Raw genomic sequence first — 16,425 nt, 5'->3', positions numbered from 1 at the left:
AAGGCGCAAGGGGATTGCGCCCTACCTATCTGATACCAATCCAACGCTGGCTAATTGCAGATAATTACCCGCCTAACGCCGATTATTCCATTCCCCCATACGCCGCGAGTGGTTAAGTTAGTCCCTGGAAAGAACAGGAGGGGGTATCGAGAATGGTCGAGTTCGTATACTCAAACGCCGAGCGTGAGCAGGAGGTCTATGGCTACGACTCCGTCACCAAGAGTCATTGCCGTATGTGCCACGGCGGCTGCGGCGTATTGATCTACACCAAGGACAACAAGGTGGAGAAGATCGCGGGCGACCCGGAGTGTCCCATCGCGCACGGCACCTTGTGCAGCAAAGGATTGGCGACCACGCAGATCGCCTATCATCCGGATCGTCTGCTGCATCCCGTCAAGCGCATCGGCCCCAAGGGCAGCGGCCAGTGGGAGCGGATCACCTGGGACGAGGCACTGGATACCATCGCTGAAAAAATCAACGGCTACAAGGCCGAGTTCGGCGCCGAATCCATCGTCATGGGCTACGGCACCGGGCGTGAAAACGAAGCGGTGATCTACCGTTTCGCCAATCTGCTGGGCACGCCCAACGTGCTCACCGCCGGGCACCTCTGCTATGGCCCGCGTATCTCCACCAGTATCATTACCTGCGGTTCCAATCCCATCGTCGACTACGAGAACCATCCGGAATGCATCATGGTGTGGGGCAACAACCTGGTCATCGGCAACTCGGATGAATACAAGGGCGAATCGCTGTCGGTCTCCATCGAGGAAGGCGCCAGGCTGATCGTGGTTGATCCGCGCATGACGCGCCTCGCCGCGCGCGCCGATCTGTGGCTGCAGCTGCGTCCCGGTACCGACACGGCACTGGCGCTGGGCATGCTTCACTGCATCATCGAGGAAGAACTTTACGATAAAGAATTCGTTGCCAACCACGTGCACGGCTGGGAACCCTTCGTCGAACGCGTCAAGGAGTACCCGCTGGACAAGGTGGCCGAGATCACCTGGGTGCCGGCGGAGAAGATCGCCGCGGCCGCGCGCCTGTACGCCACGGCCAAGTCGGCCGGCATCCAATGGGGTGTGGCCATTGAGCAGCAGATCAACTGCGCCGACAACAACCGCACATTGATGGCGTTGATGGGGCTCACGGGCAACATCGATCGCAAGGGCGGACAGGTGCTGTTCAAGACGCCCAAGGTACGCAACGTCGGGCAGTTCGGCGCCCACAAAGAGATCTCCGCGGAGCAGAAGGCCAAACGCCTCGGCGGCGACCGCTTCAAGCTGGCCCACAACTTCGCCATCATGAATCCCAAGGCGGTGTGGGATGCGATCATCGACGAAGAGCCCTACCCGGTGAAGATGTGCTTTTTCATCAGCTCCAACCCGGTGATGACCCGCGCCAACGCGCAGGAGGTCTACAAGGCGCTGGAGAAGGTGGAGTTCATGGCCGTGGCGGACTTCTTCATCACCCCTACCGCAGAGCTGGCAGATATCGTACTCCCGGCCGCCACCTGGCTGGAGATGGACTACGTCGCGGATTTCTGGAAACGTCACGGTTATATCCTGCCGCGCCGCAAAGTCGTCGAGATCGCCGAGTGCCGTTCCGACCATGAGATGCTCAACGATCTGGCGCACCGCGTCGGCCAGGGCGAGCACTGGTGGGACAATTTCGAAGGCGGACTGGACTACATCCTCGAACCCATGGGCATCACCTGGAAAGAGTTCAAGGAGATGAAGTACATTCGTGGCGAGATGAGCTACGAAAAGTACAAGACCAAGGGTTTCTCAACACCCACCGGCAAGTTCGAACTCTACTCCACCAAACTCGAGGAGTGGGGTTACGACCCGCTGCCCCGCTACCGCGAACCGTCGGAGAGTCCCGTAAGCACGCCCGAGCTGCTCAAGGAGTTCCCCTACATCCTGGTGACCGGCGCCCGCTCGCCGGGTTACTTCCACACCGAAAACTTTCAGTCACCGTGGCTGCGCGAGCAACGCCCCGAGCCTTTCATCGAGATTCACCCGGACACTGCAAAACAGCTCGGCATCAAAGAGGGCGACTGGGTGACCATCGAATCACTGCGCGGCAGAGCCAAGCAGCGTGCCAAAATATTCTCCGGTATCCATCCCCAGGTGCTCGGCGCGCAGCACGCATGGTGGTACCCGGAGAAGAAAGATCCCGGCCACGGCTGGAACGACTCCAACATCAACGTGCTGACCGACAACTCCTACGAGTCCTGCGATCCGGCCATGGGGGCCACCAGCGTGCGTACCCTGCTGTGCAAAATCTATCGTTCCGAGAACCAGGAAGGCAGCAGCCATGGGTGAGCTGGCACTGATCATCGATCACGAGGCGTGCTGGGGTTGCCTGGCCTGCGAGGTGGCGTGCAAGCAGGAGAACAACACCGACCACGGCGTCAAGCTGATCGATGTGCTGGAGGACGGGCCCAAACTGGTCGATGGCGAACTGGCCTTCACTTACAACGTCAACGCCTGCACCCATTCGCTCTGCGACGGTCACCCGTGCATCGAGGTCTGCCCGGTGTTCTGCATCGAGTCGCGCGACGACGGTATCGTGGTGATGGACTACGACGAGTGCATCGGCTGCGAGATCTGCGTCGATGCCTGCCCCACCGGGGCGATCACCATGAATCACGGCGAAAACATCACCCAGAAGTGCAATCTCTGCCATCATCGGGTAGAAAAGGGACTGATACCGGCGTGCGCCGACAATATCTGCCTGGGGCATTGCATTTACTTCGGTGATCCGAAGGAGATCGCCTCGATCATCGAATCGAAACGTCGCAGGCGGCGCGGCGAAGCCCAGGAACATCCGGCAGAGATCCGCATGAAATACCGGACGATCAACTAGGGAACCTCTGATTAAGTCTGTTTAGATGAGAGTGTTGTCCAGAAGCGACGAGTTCAAGGCGGAAAGCGCGCGTAATAGGCAGTTATTGCCAAGCTTTCCAACGCCGAAATCGTCGCTTCTGGGCTGCAGAATCGCTGAACACGACTTGATCAGAGGATCCCTAGAACCCGAGAAGTCGAAAAAGCTGCGATTCGTTGTCTCTCCCTTCCCGTTGGGAGAGGGCTGGGGTGAGGGAAACGCTTTAATCAAACCCTCCCCCTCATCTCCCCCGTCCCGGGGAGAAGGAACACCGCGAGGGGCGAGTCGCATCAACTGAAATCGATCCTGCCAACGAAGCAGGAACGGGGGAACGGCCAAACCACGCAACGTGCTCTGCGGTACGTCGCGCTGCGTACCGCTCCCGCACAGCACCGAGGGGGAGGAAACATGGCATCGACCGCACGACTGGGGATCAATCCCGGCACCCGAGACGGTTATTACTACCAGCCGGAACTGGAGACGCTGCCGCGCTCCGATCTGGCCGCTCTGCAGTTGCAGCGGCTGAAAAATCTGCTGCCTCACGCTTATGAAAATGTTCCCCGCTACCGGGAAAAATTCACAGCGGCGGGAGTGACACCCTCTGATCTGGAGTCCTTGGACGATCTGCGGCGTTTCCCGTTCACGGTCAAGAGCGATCTGCGCGATGCCTACCCCTTCGGCCTGTTCGCCGTGCCGCGCGAGCAACTGGTGCGCCTGCACGCCTCCTCCGGCACCACCGGCAAATCGACCGTGGTCGGCTATACGCGAGACGACCTCAACACCTGGTGCGATCTGATGGCACGCACCCTCTCCACCAGCGGCGCCCGGCCCGGCGATATCGTCCACAACGCCTTCGGCTACGGCCTGTTCACCGGCGGCCTGGGCAGCCACTATGGCGCGGAACGTCTCGGCTGCACGGTGATTCCCATGTCCGGCGGCAATACCGAAAAGCAGGTGCTGTTGCTGCAGGATTTCGGGGCGCGCGTGCTCTGCGCAACACCCTCCTACGCGCTCAACATCGCCGAAGTCGCCGAGCAGATGGGGGTCGATCTGCGCGCGACGCCGTTGGCCGTCGGCTTCTTCGGCGCCGAACCGTGGAGCGAAGCGCTGCGTGCCGAGCTCGATCGGCGTCTGGGGATACGCGCCGCCGACAACTACGGCCTGTCGGAGATCATGGGGCCGGGCGTGGCCGCCGAGTGCATGGAAGAACGCGCCGGGCTGCACGGCTGGGAGGATCACTTCCTGTTCGAGATCATCGACCCCGAATCGGGCGCACCGCTGCCCATGGGCGCATCGGGTGAACTGGTGATCACCACCCTCACCAAACAGGCGTTGCCGATGATCCGCTACCGCACCCGTGATATCACCCGCCTGACCGATGAGCCCTGTGCCTGCGGTCGTACCCATGTGCGCATCCTGCGCGTCACCGGGCGCAACGACGACATGCTGATCATCCGCGGCGTCAATCTCTATCCCTCGCAGGTCGAGGCGGTGCTGGTGGGTTTCGCGGGCATCGCCCCCTACTATCAACTGGTGGTGCGTCGCGAGGGTTCGATGGACGATCTCACCGTCGAAGTCGAGGCCGCCCCGCAGACCGCCGCGAGCGGTTATCCCGCCCTGGCGCAGGAAATCCGTCACCACATCAAATCACTGATCGGCGTCACCTGCACCGTGGAGATGAAGCGGCCCGGCGAGGTACCGCGTTCCCAGGGCAAGGCGGTACGCGTGCGCGATCTGCGCAAGAACTGATCCCCTCCTGTCTCCCTTCAGCGCCCGCACCCGGTGTGCGGGCGTCGCGCTTTTGGGGAACCGTCCTCCCGGCACCGCACCTAATAGGGGAGACTCGCGCCCCTGCGCGCACCGAGTTGATTTGGTTACACTAGGCCCAACTCCGGTCGCACCCACAACGAAAAAGAGGCTGTAATGCGAACCCCCTGCCATCTGCGTCTGCTTGTCCTGCTGTTACCTGCCCTCCTCGCGCCCTTCGCCTCCGGTGCCGCGGAGACCGTCAGGGTCCACGGACTGGCGATGCACGGCGCGCCCAAGTACGGACCCGATTTCAGACACTTCGACTACGTCAATCCCGATGCCCCCAAAGGGGGAACGGTGCGCCTCGCCTCCATAGGAAGTTTCGACAGTCTCAATCCCTTCATCATCAAGGGCGAGGCCGCCGACGGCATCGGCAGCCTCTACGATTCCCTGACCACCGCCTCGGCTGATGAACCCTTCACCCGCTACGGCCTGCTGGCCGAGTCCATGGAACTGGCCGCGGACCGCTCCTGGATCATCTTCACTCTGCGCCAGGAGGCCCGCTGGCACGACGGCAAGCCGGTCACCGCCGATGATGTGATCTTTACCTTCGAGACTATTCGCCGCGACGGCGCACCGCAGCTGAAGTACTACTACACGGATATCCGCGCGGTGGAGAAGCTGGGCACGCATCGCGTCAAGTTCACCTTCGCCAACGGCGAGAACCGCGAGTTGCCGCTGATCGTCGGCGAGCAGGCGATACTGCCAAAACACTTCTGGGAAGGACGTGAGTTCAACAAAACCAGCCTCGAACCACCGCTGGGCAGCGGTGCTTACAAAATCGATTCGCTGGAGCCGGGACGCTTCATCGTCTACCGTCGCGTCGATGACTACTGGGGGAAGTCGCTTCCGGTCAACATCGGGCAAGACAACTACGATGTCATCCGCTACGACTACTACCGCGATGCCACCGTGGTGATCGAGGCCTTCAAGGCCGGTGAGTTCGATTTCCGCAACGAAAACTCATCGAAGCACTGGGCGACCGCCTACGAGATTCCCGAAGTGGCCGACAAGTTGATGGTCAAGGCGGAGATCGGACACGACCGTCCGGCCGGCATGCAGGGTTACGTCTACAATACCCGCCGCCCGCTGTTTCAGGATGCACGGGTACGCGAGGCCCTCGCCTACGCCTTCGATTTCGAACGCTCCAATCAAACGCTGTTTTACGGTCAGTACACCCGTACCCGCAGCTATTTCCAGAACTCCGAACTGGAGGCCAAAGGGACACCCAGCCCCGCCGAGCTGCAACTCCTCGAACCCTATCGCGACCAGCTCCCGCGGAGGGTCTTCACCGAGGAGTACCAACCTCCGGGGACCGACGGCAGCGGACGCATCCGCGAGAATCTCCGTATCGCCGTCAATCTGCTGAAAGAGGCCGGCTGGTCGATCCAGGAGGGAAAACTGCGCAATGCCGCCGGCGATCCCTTCGAATTCGAGATCATGCTGGTGAGCCCCCTGTTCGAACGCATCACCCTACCCTTTATTCAGACGCTGGAGCGACTCGGCATTACGGCGCGCGTGCGCACCATCGACACCGCACAGTACATCAAACGGCTCGAAACCTTCGATTTCGATCTATTCGTCTTTGTCTGGGGACAGTCGCTCTCACCCGGCAACGAACAGCACAACTTCTGGTCCTCGCCGGCCGCCGAGCAACCGGGAAGCCGCAATTTTGCGGGCATCAAGAATCCGGCGGTCGATGCGCTCATCGACCTGATCGTCAAGGCGCCCGACCGCGAGAGCCTGGTGACCCGCGTGCGCGCTCTGGATCGGGTTCTGCAATGGGGCTTTTATGTCATCCCCCACTGGCACATCGATTACGATCGCCTCGTCTACTGGAACAAGTTCGGGCGACCGGAGATCACCCCGCTGCAAGGCGCACAGTTCAACACCTGGTGGGTCGACCCGGTGAAAGAGGCGCGTCTCAAAGGTCGCATCAAATCGGTGGCGCGCTGATGGACGCCCCATCGAACACAAGCGCAGGAGCGGTGGAAGCCGCGATTATGATTGGGCTTTGTCTCGCGATACCTCGCAATTCATTCGCGGCTTCCGCCGCTCCTACGCGATTCCAACCGGCTGCGCGGTAGACCACGGTGCTTGCCTATATCTTTCGCCGCCTGTTGCTGATCATCCCGACCTTGTTCGGGATCATGGTGCTCAATTTCGTCATCGTACAGGCAGCACCCGGCGGGCCCGTGGAGCAGATCATCGCGCAGGTACAGGGCCTCTCGGTGGAGGCTACGGCGCGCGTCAGCGGCGGCGCCGGGGGTGAAACAGGCGGTGGCACCGGCCAGGGGAAAGTGGCGACTCCCGGCGGCGGCGAAACGCAAGGCAAGTACCGGGGCGCGCAGGGGCTGGATCCGGAATTCATCGCCCAGATCGAGAAGCAGTTTGGCTTCGACAAGCCAGCGCATGAACGCTTCTGGCTGATGATGCAGAACTATCTGCGCTTCGATTTCGGCGACAGTTTTTTCCGTGACCGCTCGGTGATCGATCTGGTGATCGACAAGATGCCGGTCTCCATCTCACTGGGACTGTGGACGACGCTGCTGGTCTATCTCATCTCCATCCCGCTCGGCATCAAGAAGGCGGTCAGGGACGGAACACGCTTCGACGCCGCCAGCAGCATGGTGGTCGTCGTCGGCAACGCCATACCCGGTTTTCTTTTCGCCATTCTGCTGATCGTTCTGTTTGCGGGCGGCCGTTACCTGGATTGGTTTCCGTTGCGTGGCCTGATCTCAGAAGACTGGGAGACACTCGCGTGGCCGCAGCGGATCACCGATTACTTCTGGCACATCACTTTGCCCATCGTCTCCATGGTGATCGGCGGGTTCGCCGGACTGACCATGCTCACCAAAAACTCATTTCTGGAGGAGATCAACAAGCAGTATGTGATGACCGCGCGCGCCAAAGGCCTCACCGAGAATCGCGTGCTCTACGGCCACATCTTCCGCAATGCGATGCTCATCGTTATCGCGGGCTTTCCCAGCGCGTTTATCGGCATACTCTTCACCGGAGCGATGCTCACCGAAATCATCTTTTCGCTCGACGGCCTGGGCCTGCTGGGATTCGAAGCCGCCATCAAGCGCGACTATCCCGTCATGTTCGGCACGCTCTACATCTTCACGCTGCTCGGATTGATCCTCAACCTGATCGGCGATCTGATGTACGTCGCCATCGATCCGCGCATCGACTTCGAGAGCCGGGATGTATAAAAAGCACTCAACGCCAAGACGCAAAGGGCGCAAAGAGATTTCTTTCAATGGCAACCTTTGCGATCTTGGCGTCTTGGCGTCTTGGCGTCTTGGCGTTGAAAAAATTCAATCATGCGTTTGAGCCCACTCAACCAACGCCGTTTGCACAGCTTCCGCGCCAACCGCCGCGGCTGGTGGTCGCTGTGGTTGTTTCTGGTGCTCTTTTTCCTGTCGCTGTTTGCCGAGTTCATCGCTAACGACAAACCAATCCTGGTCTACTACGACGGCGGGCTTTACATGCCTGTCTTCAAGGCCTATCCCGAGACCGACTTTGGGGGCTTCCTGGAAACCGAGGCCGAGTACAAAGACCCCGACGTACGCGAACTGATCAACGAGAAGGGCTGGATCGTCTGGCCGCTGGTGGCGTTCAGCTACGACAGCATCAACTTCTCGCTCACGGTCCCGGCTCCCTCGCCACCCTCGGCCAACAACTGGCTGGGCACCGACGACCAGGGGCGCGACGTTGCGGCGCGCCTGATCTACGGGTTCCGCATCTCCGTGCTGTTCGGACTGACGCTGACCATTCTGAGTTCGATCATCGGCGTCGCAGCAGGTGCGGTTCAGGGCTATTTCGGCGGCTGGACCGATCTCATCTTTCAGCGCTTCATCGAGATCTGGTCGGGCATGCCGCAGCTCTATCTGCTGATCATTCTCGCCAGCGTGGTGGAGCCCAATTTCTGGTGGCTGCTGGGACTGCTGCTGCTTTTCTCCTGGATGTCGCTGGTAGGCGTCGTCCGTGCCGAGTTTCTGCGCGCGCGCAACTTCGACTACGTAAAAGCGGCTCGCGCCCTGGGTGTCAGCAACGGGATGGTGATGTATCGCCACGTCCTGCCCAACGCCATGGTAGCGACGCTCACCTTTCTGCCCTTTATCCTCAACGGTTCGATTACAACCCTGACCGCGCTCGACTTCCTCGGCTTCGGGCTGCCGCCGGGTTCACCGTCACTCGGCGAACTGCTCAATCAGGGCAAAAACAATCTGCAGGCGCCATGGTTGGGATTTACCGCATTCTTCGTGCTCGCGGTGATGCTCAGTCTTCTGATTTTCATCGGTGAAGCGGTGCGTGACGCCTTTGATCCGCGCAAGACAAGATTATGAAAAGCTTTCAACGCCAAGACGCCAAAATGCGAAGAGGTGCTGTCGCTAAGGAGAATTCCGTGTTTCCCGACAAGGGCAGTTCGCTCACGAACCCAATGGTATCTCTCGCGAAGACGCAGAGGTCGCCAGGATGAGTGACAAATACCTTTTGCGGTCTTGGCGTCTTGGCGTTGAGATCCGTGTTCCATGACCACCAACCCTTCGAGCAAACTGCTACAGGTCCGCGATCTGGCGGTCACCTTCGACACACCCGGCGGTGTCGTGGAGGCCGTGCGGAATGTGTCGTTCGACATCGACAAGGGCGAAACGCTGGCACTGGTCGGCGAGAGCGGTTCGGGGAAATCGGTCACCGCACTGTCAATCCTGCAGCTCCTCCCCTACCCGCTCGCCAAACACCCACGCGGCAGCATTCAACTCCGCGGGCAGGAGATCGTCGGCGCGACGGAACCGGTGATGCGCGCCATCCGCGGCGATCAGGTTGGCATGATCTTCCAGGAACCCATGACCTCGCTCAATCCGCTGCACTCCATCGAAAAACAGATCGGCGAAACGCTGCAACTGCATCGCGGCCTCACCCCGAAACAGGCGCGAACCCGTATCCTGGAACTGCTCAACCTGGTGGGATTGAGCAACGTCGAGCAACGCCTCGACGCTTACCCGCATCAGCTTTCGGGCGGACAGCGTCAACGGGTGATGATCGCCATGGCGCTGGCCAACGAGCCCGATCTGTTGATTGCCGATGAACCCACGACCGCACTCGATGTCACCATCCAGGCGCAGATCCTGAAGCTGCTGAAGGATCTGCAGCGTGAACTGGGCATGGCGCTGCTGTTGATCACCCACGATCTCGGTATCGTGCGTAAGGTTGCGGATCATGTGTGTGTCATGCAAAACGGGGCGTTGGTAGAGAGCACGGATCGCGACACCCTGTTCGCTACGCCGCAACACACCTATACCCGACATCTCCTCGCCGCCGAGCCCAGGGGCCACCCGGGTCGACGCCCCGCAGAAGCCAGCGAGATCCTGCGCGCCGAGGATGTCAAAGTCTGGTTCCCCATCAAAGGCGGCCTGCTACGACGTACGATCGACAATATCAAAGCCGTTGATGGCATATCCCTCACCATCAGGGAGGGACATACCGTGGGCGTGGTCGGCGAAAGCGGTTCGGGCAAGACCACGCTTGGCATGGCATTGCTGCGTCTGGAGCGCAGTCGCGGGGGGATTCGTTACAACGGTCGCGAACTGCAGGGACTGAAGAACAAGGCTATGCGGCCGCTGCGCCGCGAACTGCAGGTGGTGTTTCAGGATCCCTATGGCAGTCTGAGTCCGCGCCTGTCGGTGGGACAGATCATCGGCGAGGGACTGGACGTGCACGCGCTTGGTGCAAATGACGCCGAGCGCGAGGCGCTCATCGTTCAGGCCCTCGAAGAGGTGGGACTGGATCCCGCCAGTCGCCATCGTTATCCGCACGAGTTCTCCGGCGGTCAACGCCAGCGTATCGCCATCGCCCGCGCCATGGTGCTGAAACCGCGACTGGTGGTGCTGGATGAGCCGACGTCGGCACTCGATATGTCGGTGCAGGCTCAGATTGTCGATCTGCTGCGGGAACTGCAGCAGCGCCACCGCCTCGCCTACCTCTTCATCAGTCACGATCTCAAAGTGGTCCGCGCGCTCAGCGATGAGGTGATCGTGATGAGAAATGGTCGGGTTGTCGAACAAGGAAGCGCCGAACAGATCTTCGATGCGCCTCAACACCCCTACACCCAGGCCCTGATGGCCGCGGCCTTCCAGCTAGAGACCCTCGTTCCGTGATATGCGCAATTATTTCGCGAGCAACGATCTCTGGTGTGAATCTGTCATGACATGTGGTGCTAGACTACCTAGTGAACAAGTCATGAATAACAGGATTGGCAGGACGACACCCCGAGGATCGCGTATTTGCCACCGGGGGTGCGGCTGTCAGGGCGCAAGGGGCAGTGCGGTATGGATCAGAGACTGGTCGACCCAGTCGATCTGGCAGATGTCGGTCGTGGTCTGGAACAACACAGCCGGCATCTTCGACTGCTGGCTACGGCGGTTCATGAGATCAACCGGATCAATGATATTCCCCTCATACTGCAACGATTGGTAGAGGTGGCGCTGCAGCTTACTGATGCCGGTTGCGGTGCTGCCGGCGTCATGAACGGTCAGCACATGGCGTTCCAACACTACCTGGCAAACGGTGAGTGGCGCGGCATCGATTTTACCTTCGCGCCAGGCTACGGAGTTCCGGGCCAGGTCATACTCACCAAGCGTCCCTACCTGAGCAACCATGCCGCTACCGATCCGCACGTCATTCCCGAGATTCGTGAAGCCCTGCAGATTTATAACCTGCTCAATTGTCCGATTCTTTCCGCGGATGACGAATTGCTCGGCAGTTTCGAAATCCACAACACCCGCGACTACCGTCCCTTCGACGCCCATGACCAGATGATGCTTGAGACTCTGGCTGCAGCCGCCTCGATTGCCATGCAGAACGCCCGCAACACGGAGGCAAGAGTCCAAGCCCAGGATGCCCTGACGAATTCCGAACAGCGTTACCAGGCTTTGCTGGAAGGCGCGAGCGACGCCATCCTGGTGGCCGATGCCAGCACCGGCATTCTCCTCGAAGTCAACCAAAAGGCCCAGCAACTGACCGGTCGCACTCGCGAGGAACTGGTGGGCCAACCGCAGACCCTGCTCCATCCCGAGGAACTGGCTCACTACCACCGCGCCAGATTCGCCGAGAATGGAGTAGCGGGACACACGGTCCATACCGACGCGCTGCTGGTGCATAAAGACGGCCGCCGCATTCCGGTGGAGATCGGCGCGACCGTCATCGAACTGGGAGACCAGCGGCTCATTCAGGGCATCTTTCGTGATCTCTCCCAGAACCTGATCACTCAGGAAAAGCTGCGCCGGTATGCCAAACTGTACGAGGCGACCTCGGAAGGAATCGTCATCACCGATGCGACCCGCGGGATCGTTGACGTCAATCCCGCCTTTTGTCAGGTCACCGGCTACCGGCGCGAAGAGGTGATCGGTAAAAATCCCAGCATGCTGCAATCCGGCCGCCACGACGCCGCTTTCTATCAGGCGATGTGGGAATCGATCAAAGCCACCGGACACTGGCGCGGCGAGGTGTGGAATCGGCGCAAGAACGGTGAGATCTACCCGGAATGGTTGAGCATCAACGCCGTCTACGATGAGAAAGGCGAAATCGTCAACTTCGTGGGCGTCTTCACCGATATCTCCACCATCAAGGAGTCGCAGGAACGCCTCCAGCGTCTCGCTCATCACGATCCCCTCACCGACCTGCCCAACAAACTGCTTTTTGGAGCAAGGCTCTCCCACGCGCTGCATCGCGGTCACCGCGATCAAACCATGGTGGCTGTCCTGTTTCTGGATCTCGACCGTTTCAAAAACGTCAACGACACCTTGGGACACCCCGCTGGGGACAAACTGCTCTGCCAGGTTGCAGCCCGCCTCAAGCTCTGCGTGCGCGAGGACGATACCGTCGCCCGCCTGGGGGGCGATGAATTCACCATCATCCTCGAGAATGTGAAAGATGCGCGCGACATCGTCCCGGTCGCTCAGAAGGTCATTGACGCGTTGAAAACACCCTTCTCATTGAGCAATCAGGATCTGTTTATCACCGTCAGCATCGGGATCAGCGTCTTCCCCGAGGACGGTACCGACAATGACACTTTGCTCAAGAACGCTGATTCGGCGATGTACTGCGCCAAGGACCATGGCCGCAACAACTACCAGTTCTATACCAGGGAGCTGACCCAAGAAGCTTGCGAACGCCTGGCTTTGGAAACCAGCCTGCGGCGCGCGCTCGAGCACAAGGAGTTCGAACTCCACTACCAGCCGCAATACTGCCTGCGCCGCGAAGCGCTGGTCGGCGCCGAAGCGCTGGTGCGCTGGCGACATCCGGAACTGGGCATGGTCAGCCCGGCGCGTTTTATTCCGATCGCCGAGGAGATCGGACTTATCGAACCGCTCGGGCGTTGGATACTGGACACCGTCTGCACTCAGGCCAGGTTCTGGGATGACGCGGGTTTTCCCGCAATTGTGATAGCGGTGAACCTGTCAGCCATGCAGATCATGCGCGGCAGCGTTGTACAAACGGTTCGCGACTGCCTGACCGCTGCCGGAATTCCCGGAAACCGACTGGAACTGGAACTTACGGAAAGCGTTTTCATGGGCCGGCGCGCGCAGGTTGTCGAAACCCTCGATGCGCTAAAGGAACTGGGCGTCTCGCTGGCCATCGACGATTTCGGTACCGGTTACTCGTCGTTGAGGTATCTCAAGCGCCTGCCCATCGACAAACTCAAGATCGATCAATCGTTCGTTCACGAGATACCGGGCGACGAAAACGATGCCACCATCGCCCGCGCCATTATGGCCCTGGGCCGCAGCATGCAGATGGTGGTGATTGCCGAAGGCGTCGAAACCCGTGAGCAGGAGGAGTTTCTGCGCCAGGAGGATTGCGACTGTATCCAGGGCTACCGATTTGGACGCCCGGTTGCGGCTGCCGTGTTCGAGCGCTTCCTGCGCAATCCCAACGGCCTGTTGAACAGCCACTGAGAGACTCTGTCCCTCGATCGGGATCAACGCGTTCGCTGCGCCTGCGCCCATACCGCCTGTGCACATCGCAAACCATTTTGCCGTATGCTTAGTTTAAAGGGGTTTCGCCGGGGAGGAACCAACCATGCACCCGTTGACGCTCGCTGTCATCACATTCGTCGTAATGCTGACCGGCTGCTCGGACCAGGACAAAGCCGCCGATTCGAAACGCGACCACATCTGGAAATCGCAGACTCAATCGATCGAGAAGGCGCGCAGCGCCGAAGAGGAGATTCGCAAAGCATTCAGCCGGCGCGACAGGGAGGCCGATCAGCAATCACGCTAAGCCGGGAACCAAATCGGCGCCATCCATATCGGCGTCGGTGTATACGACACCGCTCTCCAACGCCTGCAAGTAACCCACGAGGATCTCGTGCGTGTCGCCGATGTCTTCATTCAGAATCCCGTGGCGTTCAGAGGGAATCACGTGCAGTTTTTTTGCCGGCGACGCCAGTTTCATCATAAGAATCTCCGCACTCCTCGGATCGACGACCTTGTCCTCATCGCCCTGCATCACCAGCACCGGGCACGTGACCTCCTTCAGACGTTTCTCCGCCTGATCGACCAGCAGCCGCAGTTCGTAGAGTCCCCGCACCGGTATATTGCGGTAATTGATGCGAGGATGTTCCGATTCGTTGAGTCGAAACGGGATGATGCCTTCGAACAAGGGGAGCCAACTCGCCACCCGGTTGGCCCCGTGCAGCAAGGGCACGAAAATCATGTTGCGGTTGCGGAACCGCAGCGGCACCGACACCGCGCATACCCCGGCCAGGCGATGCGGGTGCTCGGATGCCAGCAACAGCGACAATGCGCCTCCCGTAGAGAAACCTATGATCACCACCCGTTCGACCAATTGCGACAGAATCTCGTAACCGCGCCTTGCCGACGCCAGCCAATCCTCCCATTCCCGGTCACGCAGATCCCAGGGCGACGTTCCATGGCCTTTAAGGCGGATGCCAAGCACCGTGTAGCCCTGCGCCTCCAGTTTGGCACCGAACTCGGCCAGTTCGGCAGGCGAGGCAAGAAAGCCATGGACCAGCATGATGCCCAGGGGGCGCGGCTGCGACGGTTGCAGCAGGAAGGGTTCGCCGCTTTCGCTCGCGGTCTCCTGACTATTGATGGCGGCGTGCCGCGGCTTGTGGTATTGGGCGCGATCCCATGTGTAACTCACGCACTCATCATCGAAATAGTAGACCGCGAGTTGTTGCGGAGTCAGTTCTCCGACGGTTTTCTGCGCTGTCCGCAACGCTGTCGAAACGGCGGCAATCGGATCGGCCTCGTTGGCATAAACCGCAATCGGGTTTTCGAGCCGGATACTGTGAAACTCGTGCTCCTCGCGCAGCTTGGGAAGGAAGTGGTAGTAAGACTCGTCCCTCTGCACCAATCCGGCTTCGCTCACCACGGCGAAGAACTGCTCGATACCCTGGCATTGACCGGCGGCCATGCTGCGGTAACAGTCCGGGTTGCGCAGACTGCGATGCAGATACACGGTAGGTTCCTGCTGCAGTTTTTTGAGCGTGACATAGACGATGCGGTCGAACACCTCGCGTTTACAGCGGGTTTCGCCACGATTGATCAACTGCATGATGAGACTCGAGGCCAGATGGCTCAGGTTGATCGTCACGCCTTCGTACATGCGGTGCATGTAGAGGTTGCGAATACGCAGCGATTTATTACGCAACCACCGCGCGGCGGCCCGATCCGTCCAGCGCTCGCCGTTGCGCGACAGAGCCAGCATCTGGTCAATATTTTCGATATTGCGCGTGAAGTGGCGAAAGAGGCTGAGTTCCCAGTGCTTCCAAAAGGAGGCAGGATCCACCGGGTCACCGAGTCGGATATCCATGTCGGTATCACGTAACAGGATATTGCCTTCGATGAGCAACTCCTCGGTCAGACGCCGGCTCAAACCGCGCGACACCAGCTCCACTCCCCGATGCAGCAGATTGCCGCCGATGCGAATCGGGTAAAAGGTGATATTGGCCGGGACGATGAGCGAGGGTTTGCGTGCCGCCTTGAGAAGATCGCTCTCGTGCTCCAGCCCCAGATGCGCCATCCATTTCTCGATACGGGCGTCGTCTCCGTGTTGAAAGGCATTGTTGATCGCAGCCTTCAGCGCATCGAGCGCCAGCGCCAGCAGTGCCGCCCCGGTGTGGTGTTTACGGCGCTCACGCGCGGTCGGCGAATAGATGCTGTAACGCCCCTGTTTATCGAGTACCCGACGATCCTTCACCATGCCTCCCTCGGGGAAGACGATCACCTTGCGTCCACGCAGGATCTCCTCGGCGAGAAACGGCAACAATCGGGGATGCTTGTTGGGTACGGCGCCCAGGCTGAGGAGGTAGTTGGAAAAGACATCGCCTTCCTTGAAAAACTCACTCGAAGCGATGGAGCGACAGTAGGCGCCGGTTTCCTGGTAGATCAGGTATTGAGGAATAAAGGTTTCGAATCGGGCAAAGTGATTGAAAAGAAAGATCTGGCCGTTGGCGATCTGGCCTTCGCTGTGATGAAGTTTGATATTGACCTTCAGCAGCTTCTTGATGGTAGTGATCGCCCTTACCGACCACTCGTAGGTGGAAGGGCTTATCTCTGTATGAAACGTCGACTCCATTATTCTGACTGACGCATAGTCTGTGATCGTGCTTTGACTTTACACCGCGTGTTCCCTATAGAGTAGACCCAGTCACCTGCCGATACCTAACAGTCCCCTGCTCCTCACCGGCTGTGCAGGCAG

Annotated in this window: 10 protein-coding genes; 9 read left to right on the top strand and 1 reads right to left on the bottom strand. The window is 59.8% G+C overall.

What is annotated here, in order from left to right:
* The first annotated feature begins 152 nt into the window (after nucleotides 1-152).
* The 9 genes from DWQ09_00225 to DWQ09_00185 all read left to right on the top strand — a co-directional run bounded on the left by DWQ09_00225 (nucleotide 153) and on the right by DWQ09_00185 (nucleotide 13,980).
* Nucleotides 153-2,321 (top strand): molybdopterin oxidoreductase, encoded by a 2,169-nt coding sequence (locus tag DWQ09_00225; GenBank protein KAA3630494.1) that lies wholly within the window; start codon nucleotides 153-155, stop codon nucleotides 2,319-2,321.
* Nucleotides 2,314-2,865: a hypothetical protein gene (locus DWQ09_00220; protein ID KAA3630493.1), complete on the top strand. Its 552-nt coding sequence runs from the start codon at nucleotides 2,314-2,316 to the stop codon at nucleotides 2,863-2,865. Before DWQ09_00225 ends, DWQ09_00220 begins: the two co-directional genes overlap by 8 nt.
* A gap of 426 nt (nucleotides 2,866-3,291) precedes the next feature.
* A complete protein-coding gene (locus DWQ09_00215) occupies nucleotides 3,292-4,632 on the top strand; it encodes a phenylacetate--CoA ligase (protein ID KAA3630492.1) in 1,341 nt (446 codons plus the stop codon).
* Nucleotides 4,633-4,806: 174 nt separating this feature from the next.
* Nucleotides 4,807-6,648 (top strand): ABC transporter substrate-binding protein, encoded by a 1,842-nt coding sequence (locus DWQ09_00210; protein ID KAA3630491.1) that lies wholly within the window; start codon nucleotides 4,807-4,809, stop codon nucleotides 6,646-6,648.
* Nucleotides 6,649-6,785: 137 nt separating this feature from the next.
* Nucleotides 6,786-7,907, top strand: a complete 1,122-nt coding sequence (locus DWQ09_00205; protein ID KAA3630490.1) for a microcin C ABC transporter permease YejB — start codon at nucleotides 6,786-6,788, stop codon at nucleotides 7,905-7,907.
* 111 nt (nucleotides 7,908-8,018) lie between these two features.
* A complete protein-coding gene (locus DWQ09_00200; GenBank protein ID KAA3630489.1) occupies nucleotides 8,019-9,044 on the top strand; it encodes an ABC transporter permease in 1,026 nt (341 codons plus the stop codon).
* Nucleotides 9,045-9,230: 186 nt separating this feature from the next.
* Nucleotides 9,231-10,856, top strand: coding sequence for an ABC transporter ATP-binding protein (locus DWQ09_00195; GenBank protein ID KAA3630488.1), 1,626 nt, complete (start codon nucleotides 9,231-9,233; stop codon nucleotides 10,854-10,856).
* 171 nt (nucleotides 10,857-11,027) lie between these two features.
* On the top strand, nucleotides 11,028-13,655 hold the full coding sequence (locus DWQ09_00190; GenBank protein KAA3630487.1) for an EAL domain-containing protein: 2,628 nt from the start codon (nucleotides 11,028-11,030) through the stop codon (nucleotides 13,653-13,655).
* 124 nt (nucleotides 13,656-13,779) lie between these two features.
* Nucleotides 13,780-13,980: a hypothetical protein gene (locus tag DWQ09_00185; protein ID KAA3630486.1), complete on the top strand. Its 201-nt coding sequence runs from the start codon at nucleotides 13,780-13,782 to the stop codon at nucleotides 13,978-13,980.
* Here DWQ09_00185 and DWQ09_00180 read toward each other — a convergent pair.
* Nucleotides 13,972-16,302: an alpha/beta fold hydrolase gene (locus DWQ09_00180; protein ID KAA3630485.1), complete on the bottom strand. Its 2,331-nt coding sequence runs from the start codon at nucleotides 16,300-16,302 to the stop codon at nucleotides 13,972-13,974. The two genes, DWQ09_00185 and DWQ09_00180, sit on opposite strands and share 9 nt — an antisense overlap.
* Nucleotides 16,303-16,425 lie beyond the last annotated feature (123 nt).

This window comes from Pseudomonadota bacterium (assembly GCA_008501635.1).
Classification (GTDB): Bacteria; Pseudomonadota; Gammaproteobacteria; order QQUJ01; family QQUJ01; genus QQUJ01.
This window is presented reverse-complemented; position numbering and strand designations above follow the sequence as displayed.

Excerpts from the sequence above, each read along its gene's own strand:
- DWQ09_00195 (KAA3630488.1), top strand. The coding sequence starts at position 9,231 with ATGACCACCAACCCTTCGAGCAAACTGCTACAGGTCCGCGATCTGGCG.
- DWQ09_00210 (KAA3630491.1), top strand. The coding sequence starts at position 4,807 with ATGCGAACCCCCTGCCATCTGCGTCTGCTTGTCCTGCTGTTACCTGCC.
- DWQ09_00185 (KAA3630486.1), top strand. The coding sequence starts at position 13,780 with ATGCACCCGTTGACGCTCGCTGTCATCACATTCGTCGTAATGCTGACC.
- DWQ09_00200 (KAA3630489.1), top strand. The coding sequence starts at position 8,019 with ATGCGTTTGAGCCCACTCAACCAACGCCGTTTGCACAGCTTCCGCGCC.
- DWQ09_00190 (KAA3630487.1), top strand. The coding sequence starts at position 11,028 with ATGGATCAGAGACTGGTCGACCCAGTCGATCTGGCAGATGTCGGTCGT.
- DWQ09_00220 (KAA3630493.1), top strand. The coding sequence starts at position 2,314 with ATGGGTGAGCTGGCACTGATCATCGATCACGAGGCGTGCTGGGGTTGC.
- DWQ09_00215 (KAA3630492.1), top strand. The coding sequence starts at position 3,292 with ATGGCATCGACCGCACGACTGGGGATCAATCCCGGCACCCGAGACGGT.
- DWQ09_00225 (KAA3630494.1), top strand. The coding sequence starts at position 153 with ATGGTCGAGTTCGTATACTCAAACGCCGAGCGTGAGCAGGAGGTCTAT.
- DWQ09_00180 (KAA3630485.1), bottom strand. The coding sequence starts at position 16,302 with ATGGAGTCGACGTTTCATACAGAGATAAGCCCTTCCACCTACGAGTGG.